This window comes from Saccharothrix sp. CB00851 (genome assembly GCF_001905065.1).
Classification (GTDB): domain Bacteria; phylum Actinomycetota; class Actinomycetes; order Mycobacteriales; family Pseudonocardiaceae; genus Actinosynnema.
The window spans coordinates 63,018-79,707 of the sequence record NZ_LWLC01000016.1 but is presented as its reverse complement, the minus strand read 5'-3'; the positions used below and the strand labels follow the sequence as shown (position 1 = coordinate 79,707).

Genomic DNA, 16,690 nt, shown 5'->3' with positions numbered 1-16,690 from the left:
GGATGACGCCCGGTAGGAGTACTCGGGAGGGACGCGTGCACGACGGCACAGGCCGCATCGTGGTGCAGAACTTGACCAAGCAGTTCGGTCCGGTCGCAGCGGTGCAGAACCTCAGCTTCACAGTGGAACCCGGTTCGGTGACCGGCTTCCTCGGCCCCAACGGGGCCGGCAAGACGACGACGCTGCGCATGCTGCTCGGCCTGGTGACCCCCACGGCGGGCATCGGACTGATCAACGGCAGGCCGTTCAGCCAGCTCGGCAACCCCGCGCGGGTGGTCGGCGCGGTGCTGGAGGCGCAGGGCTTCCACCCCAAGCGCACGGCACGCAACCACCTGCGGGTCTACGCCGCGGCGATCGGCGTGCCGGACTCGCGGGCCGACCAGGTGCTCCAGCTCGTCGGGCTCGGGGCGGCGGGCGACCGCAAGGCGGGCGGGTTCTCGCTGGGCATGAAGCAGCGGCTGGCCCTGGCCACCGCGCTGCTGGGCGACCCGCAGATCCTGGTGCTCGACGAGCCGGCCAACGGGCTGGACCCGGAGGGCATCGCGTGGCTGCGGACGTTCCTGCAGTCCTACGCGCGCAGCGGGCGGACCGTGCTGATCTCCAGCCACCTGCTCGCCGAGGTGGAGCAGACGGTCGACCAGGTGGTCATCATCAGCCGCGGCCAGACCATGTACTACGGGTCGCTCGACCAGCTGCGCGACCAGCAGCAGGCCCGCGTGCTGGTGCAGCCGTCGGACGTCGGCGCGCTGGTCGCGGCGCTGCGCGAGGACGGGATCACCGGGATCGAGCAGGTGCCGGACGGCCGCATCGCGGTCAGCGGCGTGGCGGCCAAGGAGGTCGCCGACACCGCGCTGAAGGCGGGCGTGTCGATCTACGGCCTGCAGGAGGAGAAGGTCGACCTGGAGCGGCTGTTCTTCCAGCTCACCAACGGCCAGTACGCGGCGCCGGGACAGAGCCAGTACGCGGCACCGGTCGGGTACCAGCAGCCGCAGCCCGGCTACCAGCAGTTCCAGGCGCCGCCGGGCTACCAGCAGTCGCCGCAGCAGTACCAGACTCCCCCGTCCGGCTACCAGCAGCCGCCATCGGGCTACGAGCAGTACCAACAACCAGCGCAGGGCTACCAGCAGCCGCAGGGTTACCCGGGAGCACCGCAGCCGCCGCAGGACAACCCCTACGGTCCGCCGCAGCAGCAGGACAATCCATACGGTCAGCAACACGGCCAGGGCGGCCTCGGGGGCGGTGCGTGATGGGCAACCTGATCAAGGCCGAGTTCCGCAAGACCACCACCACGGGCCTGTGGTGGGGCCTGATGATCCCGACCGTGCTGCTCGCGTTCGGCTGGGCGCTGGGCACCGGCGCGATCTTCAAGACCGTCTCCGACTTCATGGGCAGCAGCGACGCCGAGGAGCTGGCCACGCTGCTCAACGTGGACCCGTCGCAGTGGCAGATGTCGGTGTTCGGCATCGCCCGCAGCATCAACGTGGCCACGATCTTCCCGATGATCTTCGGCGGCCTGGCGATCGCGAACGAGATCAACCGCAAGACGATCACCACCACGTTCCTGACCGCCCCGAACCGGGTCTCCGCGCTGGGCGCGAAGATGGTCGTCTACGTCCTGTGGGGCGCGATCTTCGGCGTCGCGATCGTGGCGTCGGTGAGCATCGGCATCGCGCTGACCTCGAACTCCGGCTCGCTGCCGGACGCGGGCGGGTGGCTCGCGATGGCCGGCGTCGGCATCCTGTCGTCGATCCTGATGACCATGTTCGGCGTCGGTGTCGGCGCGCTGATGACCAGCGTCGTCGGCACCACCGTGGTGCTGCTGCTCTACATGCTGATCGTGGAGAACGGCCTGCACCTGGTGCTGTCGTCGCAGGGCCTGCCGGAGATCATCGGCTTCCTGCCCAACGGCGCGGTGAACGGGCTGACCGGCTCGGTGGCGTCGTCGCTGTTCCTGGCGAACGCGGGCGTCGTGCCGGACGAGATGGTCGAGGTGCTGCGGGCCATCGCGGGCGCGCTGGGCGCGTTCGACTGGTGGCTGAGCGGGTTGATCTTCCTGGTCTGGACGGCGTTGTTCTTCCTCGGCGGCTGGGCCACCACGCAGCGCAAGGACATCACCTGATCGCGTGATCTTGAACGCCTGACGGAGGCCGCCCCGAAGGTTCGGGGCGGCCTTCGTCACACCGACCCGGCCTGCGCTGTCGGTGGTCGGACCTATGTTGGACCTCGTGACTGTTTCCGACGGCTGGATCCGCAGGCTCGCCAGGGCGTGCTGGCGGCACCGCGCGCTCGTGGTGCTGTCGGTGCTCGCCGCCGTCGTGGGCGTCGGGTTGCAGGCCGTCGGCCCGTTGCTGATCAAGGTCGCGGTGGACGACGCGATGGTCGGCCGCACGGACCGCCTGGCTTGGCTGGCGATCGTCCTGGCCGGCCTGGAGCTGCTGACCTTCGGCACCGCGTTCGTGCGCCGGTTCCTCGGCGGGCGGCTGGCCGTCGACGTGCAGCACGACCTGCGCCAAGCCGTGTTCGGCGCGGTGCAGCGGCTGGACGGCCCGAAGCAGGACGCGCTGCGCACCGGCCAGGTCGTGTCCCGCTCGATCACCGACCTGCAGCTGGTCAACAGCCTGCTGTCGATGACGCCGCTGGCGTTCGGCACGGTCGTGTTCGCGGTGGCGGCGATCGTGGCGATGTTCTGGCTCTCGCCGCTGCTGACCGTGATCGCGCTGGTGATCGTGCCCGCCGTCGGCGTGGTCGCGGCCCGCAGCAGGCTGACGCTGTTCCCGGCCACGTGGTCGGCGCAGCAGCGCGCGGCGGACGTGGCTCAGCAGGTCGAGGAGACCGTGACCGGCGTGCGCGTGGTCAAGGGCTTCGGCCAGGAGGCGCGCGAGGTGTCCCGGCTGGAGTCGCGGGCCGCGCTGTTGTTCGCCGAACGGATGCGCGCGGCCCGGCTGACCGCCCGCCCGTCGGCGACGTTGAACTCGCTGCCGTACCTGGGCCAGGTGGCGGTGCTGGCGCTGGGCGGCTGGCTCGCGCTGCGCGGCGAGGTGACGCTGGGCACGTTCCTGGCGTTCGCGACCTACGTGGCCACCCTGGTCGGCCCGACCCGCCTGCTGGCGAACCTGATGGTGACCGCCCAGCTGGCGCGCGCGGGCGTGGAGCGGGTGTACGAGCTGATCGACTCGCAGCCGACGGTCGTGGACGGCGAGCGGGACGTGCCCGCCGGTCCGGTCGCGGTGGAGCTGCGGGACGTGACGTTCGGGTACACCCGCAGCGAGCCGGTGCTGTCCGGGGTGTCGCTGCGCGTCGAGCCGGGCGAGACGCTGGCGATCGTCGGCACGGCGGGCTCGGGCAAGTCGACCGTGTCGCTCCTGCTGCCCCGGTTCTACGACGTGCACGAGGGCGCGGTGGCGGTCGGCGGCGTGGACGTCCGCGACCTGCGCCTGTCGTCCCTGCGGCAGACCGTCGGCACCGTGTTCGAGGAGGCTTTCCTCTTCTCCGACACGGTCCGCGCGAACATCGCCTACGGCCTGCCGGACGCCTCCGACGAGCAGGTCCGGGCCGCGGCACGGGCGGCCGAGGCGCACGAGTTCATCGAGGCGCTGCCCAACGGCTACGACACCGTCGTGGGCGAGCGCGGCCTGACGCTGTCCGGCGGTCAGCGCCAGCGCGTGGCCCTCGCCCGCGCCCTGCTCTCCGACCCGCGCGTCCTGGTCCTGGACGACGCGACGTCGGCCGTGGACAACGCGACCGAGGCCGCGATCCACCGCACGCTGGCCGCCGTGACCGCCGAGCGCACCACCCTGCTGATCGCGCACCGGCGGTCGTCGCTGGCGCTGGCCGACCGCATCGCCGTGCTGGACGCGGGCCGGGTGGTCGACATCGGCACCCACGCCGAGCTGCAAGGGCGCTGCCGCCTCTACCGCGAGCTGCTCGCGGGCCCCGGCGAGGCGATCGAACAGGTCGACCCCCGTGCCGACGCGCGGCTGGAACCGGGCCCGGACGGCACGACCCCCGACCTGTGGCCCGAGCCCGAGGACGCCGACGACCTGGCCGTGCGCGCGGCGAACCGGGCGGTGGGCGCGACCAAGCCGTCCCGCGGCGGCGGGAGCACGTCCGCGCTGGTGGGCGGCACACCGCCGAGCCCGGAGCTGATGGCCCGCGTGCACGCCCTGCCGCCCGCGCGGGACGTGCCGGTCCTGCACGGCGAGGACCCGCGGGCGCCCGACCCAGGCTTCCGCCTGCGCACCCTGCTCCGCCCGGTCCGCTGGGCGATGGTGGGCGTGGCCTGCCTGCTGCTGGTCGACACGGCACTGGCCGTGACCTCGCCGAACCTGGTGCGGCTGGGCATCGACCGCGGCGTGGTGGGCGGTCAGGCCGGCTGGCTCTGGGCCGCGGTGGCGATCAGCTTCACCCTGGTGCTGCTGGGCTGGGTGTCCGCGGCGGTGGGCACGGTGGTGACGTCCCGGGTCGGCGAGCGCCTGCTCTACCTGCTGCGCGTGCGCAGCTACGCCCACCTGCAACGACTGGGGTTGGACTACTTCGAGCGCGAGATGGCCGGCCGGATCATGACCCGGATGACCACCGACGTGGACGCCCTGTCCAGCTTCCTGCAGACGGGCCTGACCACGTTCGTGATCAGCGTGCTGACGGTGGTCGGCATCGCGGTGGCGCTGGTCGTCACCGACCCCGGGCTGGCCCTGGTGGCGTTGAGCGTCCTGCCGATCCTGCTGATCGCGACGGTGATCTTCCAGCGCCTGTCGTCGGCGGCGTACGCGGAGGCGCGGGAACGCGTCAGCGCGGTCAACGCCGACCTCCAGGAGAACGTCTCCGGCCTGCGCGTGTCGCAGGCGTACACGCGGGAGGCGCGGTCGGCCGAGGCGTTCGCCGAGCGCAGTGACGCCTACCGCCGGTCCCGGATCCGGGCGCAGCGGTACATCGCCACCTATTTCCCGTTCCTGTCCCTGCTCTCGGGCGTGGCCCAGGCCGGGATCCTGGTGGTCGGCGCGTACCGGGTGGCGGACGGCTCGCTGTCACCCGGCGTGCTGCTGGCGTTCGTCCTGTACCTGGGGTTGTTCTTCTCGCCGCTGTACCAGCTGTCCGGCGTGTTCGACGGCTACCAGCAGGCCAGGGTCGGTCTGCGGCGCATCGGCGACCTGCTGCGCACGCCCACCACCGTGCCGCCGGCCGAGGACCCGGTACCGGTGACCGAGCTGCGCGGCGAGGTGGAGCTGCGCGACGTGACCTTCACCTACCAGGGCACCACGCGGCCGGCCGTCGAGGGCGTCTCCCTGCACGTCTCGCCCGGCGAGACCGTCGCCCTGGTCGGTGCGACCGGCGCGGGCAAGTCCACGCTGGTCAAGCTCGTGGCGCGGTTCTACGACGCCACCGGCGGCGCGGTCCTGGTCGACGGCGTCGACCTGCGCGACTACGACCTGTCGGCGCTGCGCCAACGGCTGGGGATCGTGCCGCAGGAAGCGCACCTCTTCGGCGGTGACATCGCGGAGAACGTCGCCTACGGCAAGCCGGACGCCACCCGTGCCGAGATCGAGGCGGCGGTCCGCGCGGTCGGTGCCCTGCCCGTGGTGGCGTCGCTGCCCAACGCGTTCCACCAGCAGGTCGGCGAGCGCGGCCAGGGACTGTCCGCCGGCCAGCGGCAACTCGTCGCGCTGGCCCGTGCCGAGCTGGTCCAGCCGACGATCCTGCTGCTGGACGAGGCCACCGCGGCGCTGGACCCGGCGACGGAGGCGGCGGTGCTGGCGGCGAGCGACCACCTGGCCGGCGCGCGGACCACGTTCGTGGTGGCCCACCGGCTGGCCACGGCGGCGCGGGCGGACCGGATCGTGGTGCTGTCCGAGGGGCGGATCGTGGAACAGGGCACGCACGCCGAGCTGCTGGCGTTGAACGGCCACTACGCCCGGCTCTGGTCACACGGCACGGACGTCGAAGCGGACCCGACGGAGCTGACGCCCACCCACTGACCGGCCCGGATCACCGCCGCGCGAGAGCGGTGGGTCACGGACAGGGGGCAGCCCCGCAGCCGGTGGAGGTCTGCGGGGCGTGGGAGGTGGTGCTCAGGACTCGGCGAGCAGTTCGTCGAGCTGCTCGTAGCCCTCGACGACACCGGTCTCCATGCCGCTGGCCAGCATCATGTCGCGGGCTTCGGTCGTCTGGAACGCGCTGGTGGCGTGCAGGCGCGTCCGCCCGTCGCCGAGGTCCTCGAACGTCATGGTCTCCAGCGACACGCTGTCCGGGAAGCCCTCGTAGGTGAAGGTCTGGACGATCCGCTCGTTCGGCCTGACCTCGTGGAACGAGCCGTAGAACCGGTACGCCTCGTCGCCGTGGGTGTGCACGTACCGGTAGGCGCCGCCGGTCGAGGCGTCCCACCGCTCCACGCGCATGGTCAGGTAGCGCGGGCCCTGCCACTTCACCACCAGGTCCGGGTCGACGTGCGCGCGGTACACGGCGTCCACCGGGGCGTTGAACTCGCGGGTGATGTGGATGGTCGGCACCGCCGGGTCGGCGCTGATCTTGGTCTCGGGGTGCGTGGTCGTGGTCATGATGCTTCTCCTTCGACTCGGGTCTGTTCGGGCTGCTCGGTCATCTCGGCGAGCACGGCGTCCAGCCGCTGGTAGCGCTGCTCCGCCTCCTGCCGGTAGCGCTCGATCCACTTCGTCATCAGGTCGAACACCTCCGCCTCGAGGTGGACGGGCCGCCGCTGCGCCTGCTTGCTGCGGCTGACGAGCCCGGCGTCCTCCAACACCTTGAGGTGCTTCGACACGGCCTGCACGGTCACGGAGTACGGCTCGGCCAACTCGTTCACCGTCGCGTCGCCCACCGCGAGCCGCGCCACCATGTCGCGCCGGATCGGGTCGGCCAGGGCCGAGAAGACCCGCGACAACTGGTCGTCCACCGCCATCTCCTTACTCAACCTCTCGGTTGAACACAACCTTACGAAGCCCGACCCGCGATGTCAACCAGAAAGTTGAACACGCAGGTCAGGTACCCACCACGCGGCACAGTTCAGCCTGCTGAACACCTCACAGCCCGCCGACCACCACCGTGCGCACAACTACTCCGAGTCGAAGCACCACCGGACGTGTGACGGGCTTAACCTCAAGTGATGCTCAAGCACCCATAACACGACCCGATCCCCTGACCGATTCTGTGAGAGAACACTCGGTGCGCTGCCCCTCCTGTGTGTGAACTGCACCAGACGGGGGACTAGCCTGACCATGAGTGAGTCATTACCAAGAGCGAGATGGATAGAGGCGAGCGCCAGCCGTGTCCAGCAGCAGTCCTGCTTCTCAGTTCGGCCCCAATGAGTGGCTGGTCGAAGAGATGTACGAGCAGTTCCTCGCCGACCCGTCGTCGGTAGACCCGGCCTGGCACGACTTCTTCGCCGACTACAAGTCGACGCAGCGGTCGGGCAACGGGGCAGCGACGGCCGCGGAGAACGGCACCACGACCGCCACCAAGACCGCTCCGGCCCAGTCCGCGCCGACCGCCACACCCTCGTCCGCGCAGGCCACGCAGGCCGCGCCGACGACGCCGGCGCCGACGCAGCAGCCCAAGAGCCAGCCGGCACCGGCACAGAAGCCCGCAGCCAAGCCCGCGCCCGCCCAGGCCGCCAAGGCGGCGCCGGTGAAGCCCGCCCAGGGCGAGGAGCAGAAGCAGCTGCGCGGCGCCGCCGCCGCCATCGCGAAGAACATGGAGCTCTCGCTCACCGTTCCGACCGCGACGAGCGTGCGCGCCGTGCCCGCCAAGCTGCTGGCCGACAACCGCATCGTGATCAACAACCACCTCAAGCGCACCCGCGGTGGGAAGGTCTCCTTCACCCACCTCATCGGGTACGCGGTGGTCCGCGCGCTCAAGTCGTTCCCGAACATGAACCGGCACTTCGCCGAGGTCGACGGCAAGCCGTTCGTGGTCACGCCGGAGCACGTGAACTTCGGCCTGGCGATCGACCTGCCCGGCAAGGACGGCTCCCGCTCGCTGGTCGTCGCCTCGATCAAGGGCTGCGAGAACATGACGTTCACGCAGTTCTGGCAGGCCTACGAGGACCTGATCCGCAAGGCCCGGACGGGCTCGCTGACCACCGAGGACTTCTCCGGCACCACCATCTCGCTGACCAACCCGGGCACGATCGGCACCAACCACTCGGTGCCGCGCCTGCAGGCGGGCCAGGGCACGATCGTCGGCGTCGGCGCCATGGAGTACCCGGCGCACTTCCAGGGCACCAGCGAGCAGGCCCTGACCGACATGGGCGTCAGCAAGATCATCACGCTGACCTCGACCTACGACCACCGCGTCATCCAGGGCGCGGAGTCGGGCGAGTTCCTCAAGCGGATCCACCAGCTGCTGCTGGGCGAGGACGGCTTCTACGACGACGTCTTCACGTCGCTGCGGCTGCCGTACGAGCCGATCCGCTGGGTCGCCGACATCCCCGAGGGCGCGGTCGACAAGACCGCCCGGGTGATCGAGCTGATCGACGCGTTCCGCACCCGCGGCCACCTGATGGCCGACACGGACCCGCTGAACTACCGGCAGCGCAGCCACCAGGACCTCGACGTCCTGTCGCACGGCCTGACCCTGTGGGACCTGGACCGGGAGTTCCCGGTCGGCGGGTTCGCGGGCCAGGAGCGGATGAAGCTGCGCGACATCCTGGGCGTGCTGCGCAACTCGTACTGCCGCACCGTCGGCGTCGAGTACATGCACATCCTCGACCCGGAGGAGCGCCTCTGGATCCAGGAGCGCGTCGAGGTGCCGCACGAGAAGCCGCCGGCCACCGTGCAGAAGTACATCCTGTCCAAGCTCAACGCCGCCGAGGCGTTCGAGACGTTCCTGCAGACCAAGTACGTCGGCCAGAAGCGGTTCTCGCTCGAAGGCGGCGAGACGGTCATCCCGCTGCTGGACGCCGTGCTGGACAAGGCCGCCGAGCACGAGATCGACGAGGTCGTCATCGGCATGCCGCACCGCGGCCGGCTGAACGTGCTGGCGAACATCGTCGGCAAGCCGATCTCGCAGATCTTCCGCGAGTTCGAGGGCAACCTCGACCCCGGTCAGGCGCACGGCTCCGGTGACGTGAAGTACCACCTGGGTGCCGAGGGCAAGTACTTCCGGATGTTCGGCGACGGCGAGACCAAGGTGTCGCTGACCGCGAACCCGTCGCACCTGGAGGCCGTGGACCCGGTGCTGGAGGGCATCGTCCGGGCCAAGCAGGACATGCTGGACAAGGGCGGCGAGGGCTTCACCGTGCTGCCGGTCGCGCTGCACGGTGACGCGGCGTTCGCGGGCCAGGGCGTGGTCGCCGAGACGCTGAACCTGGCGCTCGTGCGCGGCTACCGCACCGGCGGCACGGTCCACGTGGTCGTGAACAACCAGGTCGGCTTCACCACCGCGCCCGAGCACTCGCGCTCGTCGAAGTACTCGACCGACGTGGCGAAGATGATCGGCGCGCCGGTGTTCCACGTCAACGGCGACGACCCGGAGGCGTGCTACTGGGTCGCCAAGCTCGCGGTAGACTACCGGCAGGCGTTCAACAAGGACGTCGTGATCGACATGGTCTGCTACCGCCGCCGCGGCCACAACGAGGGCGACGACCCCTCGATGACGCAGCCGGCGATGTACGACGTCATCGACACCAAGCGCTCGGTGCGCAAGACCTACACCGAGTCCCTGATCGGTCGCGGCGACATCTCCGTCGAAGAGGCCGAGAAGGCGCTGCAGGACTTCTCCTCGCAGCTGGAGCACGTGTTCAACGAGGTCAGGGAGCTGGAGAAGCACCCGATCAAGACCTCGCCGTCGATCGAGCAGGAGCAGCAGGTCCCGGCCAAGCTGCCCACCGGCATCGACCGGTCGGTGATCGAGCAGATCGCCGACGCGCACGTGAACCTGCCCGAGGGCTTCACCCCGCACCCGCGGGTCAAGCCGGTGCTGGAGCGGCGCGCCAAGATGGCCCGCGAGGGCGGCATCGACTGGGCGTTCGCCGAGCTGCTGGCGTTCGGGTCGCTGGTGCTGGAGGGCCGCACGGTCCGCCTGGCCGGCCAGGACTCGCGGCGCGGCACGTTCGTGCAGCGGCACGCCACGCTGGTGGACCGCAAGAAGTCCGAGGAGTACACCCCGCTGCAGAACCTGGCCGAGAACCAGGGCAAGTTCATGGTGTACGACTCGGTGCTGTCGGAGTTCGCGGCGCTGGGCTTCGAGTACGGCTACTCGGTGGCCAACCCCGACGCGCTGGTGCTGTGGGAGGCGCAGTTCGGCGACTTCGTCAACGGCGCGCAGCCGATCATCGACGAGTTCATCTCGTCCGGTGAGGCGAAGTGGGGCCAGGTGTCCGACGTCGTGCTGCTGCTGCCGCACGGCCACGAGGGCCAGGGCCCGGACCACACGTCCGGCCGGATCGAGCGGTTCCTCCAGCTGTGCGCGGAGGGCTCGATGACGATCGCGGTGCCGTCCACGCCGGCGAACTACTTCCACCTGCTGCGGCGGCACGCGCTGGACGGCGTGAACCGGCCGCTGGTGGTGTTCACGCCGAAGTCCATGCTCCGCCTGAAGGCCGCGGTCAGCCCGGTCGAGGCGTTCGTGGAGGACAAGTTCCAGTCGGTGATCGACGACCCGAGCGGCGTCGACCCGAGCGCGGTGCGCAAGGTCCTGCTGTGCAGCGGCAAGATCTACTACGAGCTGCTGGCCGAGCAGGAGAAGCGGGGCGTCAAGGACGTCGCGCTCGTCCGCATCGAGCAGCTATACCCCGTGCCGGCGCGCAAGCTGACCGCCGCCCTGGACCGCTACCCGAACGCCACCGAGGTCCGCTGGGTCCAGGAGGAGCCCGCGAACCAGGGTGCGTGGCCGTTCTTCGGGCTGGCGCTGCCCGAGCTGCTGCCCGAGCGGTTCTCGGTCAAGCGCGTGTCGCGCCGCCCGATGGCCGCGCCGTCGGCGGGTTCGTCCAAGGTGCACGAGGTCGAGCAGCGCGAGCTGATCGCGAAGGCGTTCGAGTAACACCCGTTGGTTCGCGCCGAGCCGTCGAGACCTCCCGGGGTTTCGGCGGCTCGGCCGTTTCGTTGGAGGAAAGACCCGTGTACTTCACCGATCGTGGCATCGAGGAGCTGGAGAGCCGGCGGGGTGAGGAGGAGGTGACGTTCGCCTGGCTGGCCGACAAGCTCCGGGCGTTCGTGGACCTCAACCCGGACTTCGAGACCGCCGTCGAACGCCTGGCCACCTACCTGGCACGTGACGACGAGGACTTCGAGGACTGACGCTGACGCGCGGGGCTCGGACCGGGCCTGGTTCTCGACCCGGTCCGGCGTCCACGGCTCACGACGAAGGCCATTCAGTCCGTTCCCAACTCCTGGTCCAGCCGCGTCAGCTCGTCCACCACCTGCTTGCGGGCGAGGTCGTCGCGGCGCATGTAGTCCATCAGCGCGTCGAAACGAACGCGCCGGTGCCTGCCCACGAGCCGGTGTTCGATCTCGCCGCGGTCGAGGAGACCGATCAGGTACGGGCGTGAGACGTTCAACAGCTCTGCGGCCTGCTGAGTGGTCAGCTCGGCGTTGACCGGCATGATCTGGACGCCTTGGCCGTTCGCCATCGCGGCCAGGATGTGCGCGAACAGCTCGACCGCCTGCCTGGGCAGGACCAGCGCCTCGCCGGGTCCTCCTTCGACGAGGATCTCCAGCTCGTCGGCCCGCGCCCCGGCGGACGCCAAGTAGTCCTTCACCCGGCGCAGTGCACGCGCCGCGACATCGGCGTCGACCACGCCGGGCGCCACCTTCGCCCCTGCGGCTTTCGTCGCCATGCGCATCACCTCTATCCGAAGTATCCGCAACATTCGAAGCAAGCGAAGCAAGCGAAGCAAGCGAAGCAAGCGCAACAGCGACTTCCGCCGAACCCGCTACCAGGCGTACGCCTCGGGTGCGGGTTTGGCGCCGTTCGGGCCGGGGGCTGGGAAGAGGTCGTCCAGTTTGGCCAGGGTGTCGGTGTCCAGCTTGATCTCGGTGGCCCGCAGTGAACCGTCCAGCTGCTCGGCGGTGCGGGGGCCGATGATCGGGGCCGTGACGCCCTCCTGGTGCAGCAGCCAGGCCAGGCCGAGGTTGGCCGGGTCCTCGCCCAGGTCGGCCGACAGCTTCTCGTAGGCCTCGATCGCCTCACGGTGCCGTTCCAGCGCCGCCAGGCTGCGCTCGTTCGTGCCGCGCGACCCGCCGCCCTCGCGTTGCTTGCGCAGCACACCGCCCAGCAACCCACCGCCCAGCGGTGACCACGGGATCACGCCGATGCCGTAGTGCCGCGCCGCGGGCAGCACCTCCAGCTCCACGAACCGGTTCACCAGGTTGTAGATCGACTGCTCGCTGACCAGCCCGAGGAAGTGGCGTTGGCGGGCCGCCTCCTGCGCCTGCGCGAGGTGCCACCCGGCGAAGTTGGACGACCCGAAGTAGATCACCTTCCCCTGCTGCCGCAGCACGGTGAAGGCTTCCCAGATCTCGTCCCACGGCGTGGCCCGGTCCACGTGGTGCATCTGGTAGAGGTCGATGTAGTCGGTCTGCAACCGCCGCAGCGACGCGTCCGCCGCCCGCCGGATGTGCAGGGCGGACAGCCGCTTCTCATTCGGCCAGTCGCCCATGTCGCCGTACAGCTTGGTGGCGAGCACGGTCTTCTCCCGCCGCCCACCGCCCTGGGCGAACCACCGGCCGATGATGTTCTCGGTGATGCCCTCGCCCCGCTGCCACCCGTAGACGTCGGCGGTGTCGAAGAAGTTGACGCCGTGCTCGTGGGCGCGGTCCATGATCGCGTGGCTGTCGGCTTCCGACGTCTCCGGGCCGAAGTTCATCGTGCCGAGGCAGAGGCGGGACACGGACAGGCCGGAACGGCCCAACTGGGTGTACTCCATGCGGCCAGCCTGCCCCAACCGGATCGTCACGACCACCCGTACCTGATCGGCAACATCACGAATTCCGCCCGTCACGGTGACTTCCACGGTTAGGCTCCGCGCACCCCTGCTCGGCGGGGGGAGGCTTGGGGAGGCCTGCATGGGGGGAACTTCGCTGGACCGCGTCGTGCCACGGGACGGGGTCGCACTTCCGCACGCCGTGCTGCTCCTGCTCGCCGCGATCGCCGCCGCCGTCGTCGCCCAGGGCGGCTACTACCTGCCCGGACGCCTCCTGGCCGGCGTGCTCGTGGCCGCGGCGCTGGTATCGGCCCTGCGGCGACCGGTGGGCTTCGGGTTCCTGCCGGTGGCGTGCGCCGGGCTCGCCGCGTGGGCGGTCCTGCGCGCCGTCCTGGACGGCACGGTCGCCAAGTCGCTGCCCACGGTCGCGGCCGTCGGCTGCCTGGCCGCAACGGCGTTCGTGGCCGCACGCGCCGACGTCCGGCAACGCGAACTGTGCGCGTCGGTGCTGGTCGGCGTCGGTGTCCTGGTCGCGCTGACCGGCTGGGTGGCCGTCGTGTGGCGGATCCCGTCGTGGTCGGTGGTCGCCGACGGTCTGACCCGGGCCGCCTCCACCCTCACCTACCCGAACGCCGCCGCCGCGCTGCTCGCCGCGCTCGCCGTGCTGGCCCTGGCCCTGAACCGGGATTCGCTGCCGCACGCCGGTGCGGTGTACGCGCTGCTGGTCGGGCTGGGCGCGACGCTGAGCCGGGCCGGTCTGCTGGCGCTGGCCGTGGGCCTGGTGGCGTTGGCCGTGTTCAACGGCGTCCGCCGCACCCTGCGGAACGCCGGTCCGCCCGTGGTCGGCGCGCTGATCGCCTCGGCCGCGCTGGCGCCGTCGTTCCCGACCGCCGAGCCGGCGCAGCCGGTGCTCGCGGTCGCCGGGCTCGTGGTCGGCCTCGCGGTCACGCTCGTGCTGAACCGGGTGAAGCCGGTGTTCCGGCTGGTCGCGTTCGCCGTCACCGTGCTCGCCCCGCTCCTGGTCCTCGACCTCGGCAAGCTGCTCGAAGGTCGGATCTCGACCAGTTCACCGGACCGCGCTGGCGCGACGGGTGCGGCGCTGGACATCGTCGCCGCGCACCCGTGGACCGGTGTCGGACCCGGCAACGGCTGGTTCACGTTCACCCAGCCCGACCTCGGGTCACGCGTGATGCGGTACGTGCACAACGAGTACTTGCAGGTCCTGGTCGAACTCGGCGCGATAGGCCTCGGCCTGACGCTGGTGGTGCTGGTGTCCGTCGCGGTGACGGTGTGGCGTGGCCGCGCCGGATCGGTGTGGGCAGGTGCCGCCGCCGCACTGGTCGTGCTGCTCGTGCACAGCGGGTTCGACTTCCTGTGGCACCTGCCCGTGATCGTGGTGACCGCCGGGCTGCTCGTCGGCCTCGCGTCGACACCCGAACCCGCCGCCGCCACGGTCGCGGAGTCAGTCCCCACCGCAGAGGAGAACACATGAAGATCCCATCGATCCGGAACGTGCGCCCGGCCAAGGCCGCCGCGGTGCTGGCCGTGGTCGCGGGCGCGATCTTCGCGTCCGTGCTGCCGTCCAGCGCCGACGTGAGCGCCCAGTCCCCGTCCCAGTCGGGCGTCCGCGTGCAGTCACCGGCTGAGCGGCTCGCCCGCGGTGCGGCCCTCGACGTCGAGGTCCTGGTCGCCTGCCCGGCCGGCTGGTCCAACTACGTCAACGTCCAGATCACCCAGCGGGTCGGTCCGGGCATCGCCTCCGGCAGCGGGTACACGCAGTTCACCTGCACCGGCGGGCTCCAGACGCTCGACCTCACGGTGCACGCGAACCAGCACGCGTTCCGGACGGGCACGGCCTTCGCCACCGCCGTCATCAGCAGCGGCCCGGGACAGGTGCGCGACGACCGCGAGATCGAGGTCGTCAACCCGTGACGTGACGGGGTGGGGCTCACCCGGGTGCGCCCCACCCCTTCCGCCCGGACTCCAGCGCGGTGACGCACGCGGCGATCACGGGGTGGTCGGCCGCGCCACGGCGGTAGGTGATGCACGTGCGGCGGCGGACGTCGAGCGGGACCAGGCGGACGTCCTCCGGCGGGTGCGTCGCACCGAGTTCCGGCACCAGTGCGACGCCCTGACCCGCGGCGACGAGCGCGAGCACGGCGGTGAAGTCGTCGGCGTGGTGGCGCACCCGAGCGGTGAAACCGGCCGCCTGGCAGACCCTCATCGCCACGGTGTGGCAGAGCGTGCCGGGTGTGCCGACGATCCACGCCGCGTCACGCGTGCCCGCGATCGTCGTGTGAGGACCGTCGGCGGGCACGGCCAGGAACACCTTCTCGTCCAGCAACGGCACGGAGTCCACGCCGGGGTCGGGTGCGACCGGCGCGATGTCGTAGTCGTGCCAGAGCGCCACGTCGAGGCGGCCGTCGCGCAGCGCGTCCGGCATGTCGACCGGGTCCAGCTCGGTGACCAGGAGGTCCAGCGCCGGGTGGTCGCGGCCCAGTGCGACGAGGGCGGCCGGGAGCAGGGTCGGGACGGCGCTGGGGAACGCGCCGATGCGCACCGTGCCGGAGAGGCCGGTGCGTGCGGCGGCGAGGGTGGCGGACGCGGCTTCCAGTGCGGCGAGGATCGTCTCGGTGTGTCCGACGAGCGCGGTGGCGGCGGGGGTGAGGCGGACGCTGCGGCCGGTGTGCTCCAGCAGCGGGACGCCCGCTTCGCGTTGCAGGGCGGCGAGTTGCTGTGACACGGCCGACGGTGTGTAGGCGTGTGCTTGGGCGACGGCGGCGATCGTGCCCAGGTGGGCCAGGTCACGCAGGAGCCGGAGGCGGCGGACGTCGAGCATCAGTTCAGCTTACGGTTGTGTTGAGGAACGTGAGCTGGTCCTTCACGGTTCGGCCGGGCACCGTGGTGCGCATGACCCTCACCGGCCTGTACGTACCGCTGATCACCCCGTTCGACCGGTCGGGGGCTGTGGCCTTCGACGCCCTGGACGCCCTCGCCAATCAGGCGCTGGACGACGGCGCACGCGGCCTGGTCGCGCTGGGCACGACCGCGGAGCCCTCGTCCCTCACCCCGGCCGAACAACAGGCGGTGCTCGACGTGGCGGCCCGGGTTTGCCGTGCGCGGCACGCCCCGTTGGTGGTCGGTGCAAATACATCTGCAAACCTGCAGAACCTGCGCAACCACGCAGAAGTAACCGCAGCCTTGACCGTAGTACCGCCGTTCGTCCGCCCGGGCGAGGACGGCGCGGTGGCCTACCTGACCCGGTTGGCGACGGAGAGCCCGGTCCCGCTGATTGTCTACGATATCCCGTACCGCACGGGCCAGTACCTGTCCGCGGCGGCGTTGCGGCGACTCGCGGACGTGCCCGGGATCGTGGGCCTGAAGTACGCGGCGGGTGGGATCAACGCCGACACGGTGGACCTGTTCGCCGACCTGCCCGACCTGGCGATCCTCGGCGGCGACGACGCGTTCATCTCACCGCTGCTGGCACTCGGCGCGCACGGCGGCATCCTGGCTTCAGCGCACATCGCCACCGCCGAGTTCGTCCGGTTGATCGACGCCTGGCATGCCGGTGACGTGACCGTAGCGCGCGCTCTGGGCGGCCGAATCGGCCGGTTGTCAGCGGCGCTGTTCGCCGAGCCCAACCCGACCGTGATCAAGGCCGTGCTGCACGCACAGGGCCGCATCCCGACCCCGGACGTCCGCCTCCCCCTACTGCCCGCCCACCCGGACAGCACATCCGCAGCCCTCACCGCCGCCGAACTCCTGCTCGCCGCTCCGCGTGCGTGAACGAAACGCCTCCGCCCCTCACCGCCGGCC

At 70.9% G+C, this 16,690-nt stretch carries 13 protein-coding genes; 8 read left to right on the top strand and 5 right to left on the bottom strand.

From position 1 onward, the window contains the following. Positions 1-35: 35 nt before the first annotated feature. From A6A25_RS17705 to A6A25_RS17695, 3 genes are all read left to right on the top strand, one after another. Positions 36-1,247, top strand: a complete 1,212-nt coding sequence (locus A6A25_RS17705; RefSeq protein ID WP_073891444.1) for an ABC transporter ATP-binding protein — start codon at positions 36-38, stop codon at positions 1,245-1,247. Further along, positions 1,247-2,119 carry an ABC transporter permease subunit gene (locus A6A25_RS17700; protein ID WP_073891442.1) on the top strand — a complete coding sequence of 291 codons (873 nt, stop codon included), beginning with the start codon at positions 1,247-1,249 and terminating at the stop codon, positions 2,117-2,119. The genes A6A25_RS17705 and A6A25_RS17700 overlap by 1 nt, the downstream gene beginning before the upstream one ends. 94 nt (positions 2,120-2,213) lie before the next feature. Then, positions 2,214-5,972, top strand: a complete 3,759-nt coding sequence (locus tag A6A25_RS17695) for an ABC transporter ATP-binding protein (RefSeq protein WP_073891439.1) — start codon at positions 2,214-2,216, stop codon at positions 5,970-5,972. Positions 5,973-6,065: 93 nt separating this feature from the next. Here the strand turns inward: A6A25_RS17695 and A6A25_RS17690 are convergent, their stop codons facing one another. Continuing rightward, on the bottom strand, positions 6,066-6,551 hold the full coding sequence (locus A6A25_RS17690) for an SRPBCC family protein (RefSeq protein ID WP_073891437.1): 486 nt from the start codon (positions 6,549-6,551) through the stop codon (positions 6,066-6,068). Beyond that, positions 6,548-6,910, bottom strand: coding sequence for an ArsR/SmtB family transcription factor (locus A6A25_RS17685; RefSeq protein ID WP_198932751.1), 363 nt, complete (start codon positions 6,908-6,910; stop codon positions 6,548-6,550). Before A6A25_RS17685 ends, A6A25_RS17690 begins: the two co-directional genes overlap by 4 nt. Positions 6,911-7,275: 365 nt before the next feature. Here A6A25_RS17685 and A6A25_RS17680 point away from each other — a divergent pair, with 365 nt between their 5' ends. Together A6A25_RS17680 and A6A25_RS17675 are read left to right on the top strand one after the other, a co-directional pair. After that, a complete protein-coding gene (locus A6A25_RS17680; RefSeq protein WP_073891434.1) occupies positions 7,276-10,989 on the top strand; it encodes a multifunctional oxoglutarate decarboxylase/oxoglutarate dehydrogenase thiamine pyrophosphate-binding subunit/dihydrolipoyllysine-residue succinyltransferase subunit in 3,714 nt (1,237 codons plus the stop codon). Between the two features lie 77 nt (positions 10,990-11,066). Further along, positions 11,067-11,246 carry a DUF6104 family protein gene (locus A6A25_RS17675; protein ID WP_073891432.1) on the top strand — a complete coding sequence of 60 codons (180 nt, stop codon included), beginning with the start codon at positions 11,067-11,069 and terminating at the stop codon, positions 11,244-11,246. Between the two features lie 74 nt (positions 11,247-11,320). Here the strand turns inward: A6A25_RS17675 and A6A25_RS17670 are convergent, their stop codons facing one another. Together A6A25_RS17670 and A6A25_RS17665 are read right to left on the bottom strand one after the other, a co-directional pair. After that, positions 11,321-11,785, bottom strand: coding sequence for an excisionase family DNA-binding protein (locus tag A6A25_RS17670; protein ID WP_073891430.1), 465 nt, complete (start codon positions 11,783-11,785; stop codon positions 11,321-11,323). A gap of 96 nt (positions 11,786-11,881) precedes the next feature. Continuing rightward, entirely contained in the window at positions 11,882-12,874 is a 993-nt protein-coding gene (locus tag A6A25_RS17665) for an aldo/keto reductase (protein WP_073891550.1), read from the bottom strand. A 139-nt stretch (positions 12,875-13,013) separates the two neighbouring features. On the opposite strand from A6A25_RS17665, the gene A6A25_RS17660 reads away from it, so the two are divergent. Both A6A25_RS17660 and A6A25_RS17655 read left to right on the top strand, forming a co-directional pair. Then, complete coding sequence (locus A6A25_RS17660) at positions 13,014-14,363, top strand: O-antigen ligase family protein (RefSeq protein ID WP_143193230.1); 1,350 nt, start codon at positions 13,014-13,016, stop codon at positions 14,361-14,363. Continuing rightward, positions 14,360-14,803, top strand: a complete 444-nt coding sequence (locus A6A25_RS17655; protein WP_073891426.1) for a hypothetical protein — start codon at positions 14,360-14,362, stop codon at positions 14,801-14,803. Before A6A25_RS17660 ends, A6A25_RS17655 begins: the two co-directional genes overlap by 4 nt. A 16-nt stretch (positions 14,804-14,819) precedes the next feature. On the opposite strand, the gene A6A25_RS17650 is transcribed toward A6A25_RS17655, so the two are convergent. Then, positions 14,820-15,710, bottom strand: coding sequence for a LysR family transcriptional regulator (locus tag A6A25_RS17650; RefSeq protein ID WP_073891424.1), 891 nt, complete (start codon positions 15,708-15,710; stop codon positions 14,820-14,822). Positions 15,711-15,781: 71 nt separating this feature from the next. Between A6A25_RS17650 and A6A25_RS17645 the strand changes: the two genes are divergently transcribed. Further along, positions 15,782-16,660 carry a dihydrodipicolinate synthase family protein gene (locus A6A25_RS17645; RefSeq protein ID WP_073891548.1) on the top strand — a complete coding sequence of 293 codons (879 nt, stop codon included), beginning with the start codon at positions 15,782-15,784 and terminating at the stop codon, positions 16,658-16,660. Positions 16,661-16,690: the final 30 nt, after the last annotated feature.

Excerpts from the sequence above, each read along its gene's own strand:
- A6A25_RS17645 (WP_073891548.1), top strand. The coding sequence starts at position 15,782 with ATGACCCTCACCGGCCTGTACGTACCGCTGATCACCCCGTTCGACCGG.
- A6A25_RS17665 (WP_073891550.1), bottom strand. The coding sequence starts at position 12,874 with ATGGAGTACACCCAGTTGGGCCGTTCCGGCCTGTCCGTGTCCCGCCTC.
- A6A25_RS17655 (WP_073891426.1), top strand. The coding sequence starts at position 14,360 with ATGAAGATCCCATCGATCCGGAACGTGCGCCCGGCCAAGGCCGCCGCG.
- A6A25_RS17685 (WP_198932751.1), bottom strand. The coding sequence starts at position 6,910 with ATGGCGGTGGACGACCAGTTGTCGCGGGTCTTCTCGGCCCTGGCCGAC.
- A6A25_RS17660 (WP_143193230.1), top strand. The coding sequence starts at position 13,014 with ATGGGGGGAACTTCGCTGGACCGCGTCGTGCCACGGGACGGGGTCGCA.
- A6A25_RS17690 (WP_073891437.1), bottom strand. The coding sequence starts at position 6,551 with ATGACCACGACCACGCACCCCGAGACCAAGATCAGCGCCGACCCGGCG.
- A6A25_RS17670 (WP_073891430.1), bottom strand. The coding sequence starts at position 11,785 with ATGGCGACGAAAGCCGCAGGGGCGAAGGTGGCGCCCGGCGTGGTCGAC.
- A6A25_RS17650 (WP_073891424.1), bottom strand. The coding sequence starts at position 15,710 with ATGCTCGACGTCCGCCGCCTCCGGCTCCTGCGTGACCTGGCCCACCTG.
- A6A25_RS17700 (WP_073891442.1), top strand. The coding sequence starts at position 1,247 with ATGGGCAACCTGATCAAGGCCGAGTTCCGCAAGACCACCACCACGGGC.
- A6A25_RS17695 (WP_073891439.1), top strand. The coding sequence starts at position 2,214 with ATGTTGGACCTCGTGACTGTTTCCGACGGCTGGATCCGCAGGCTCGCC.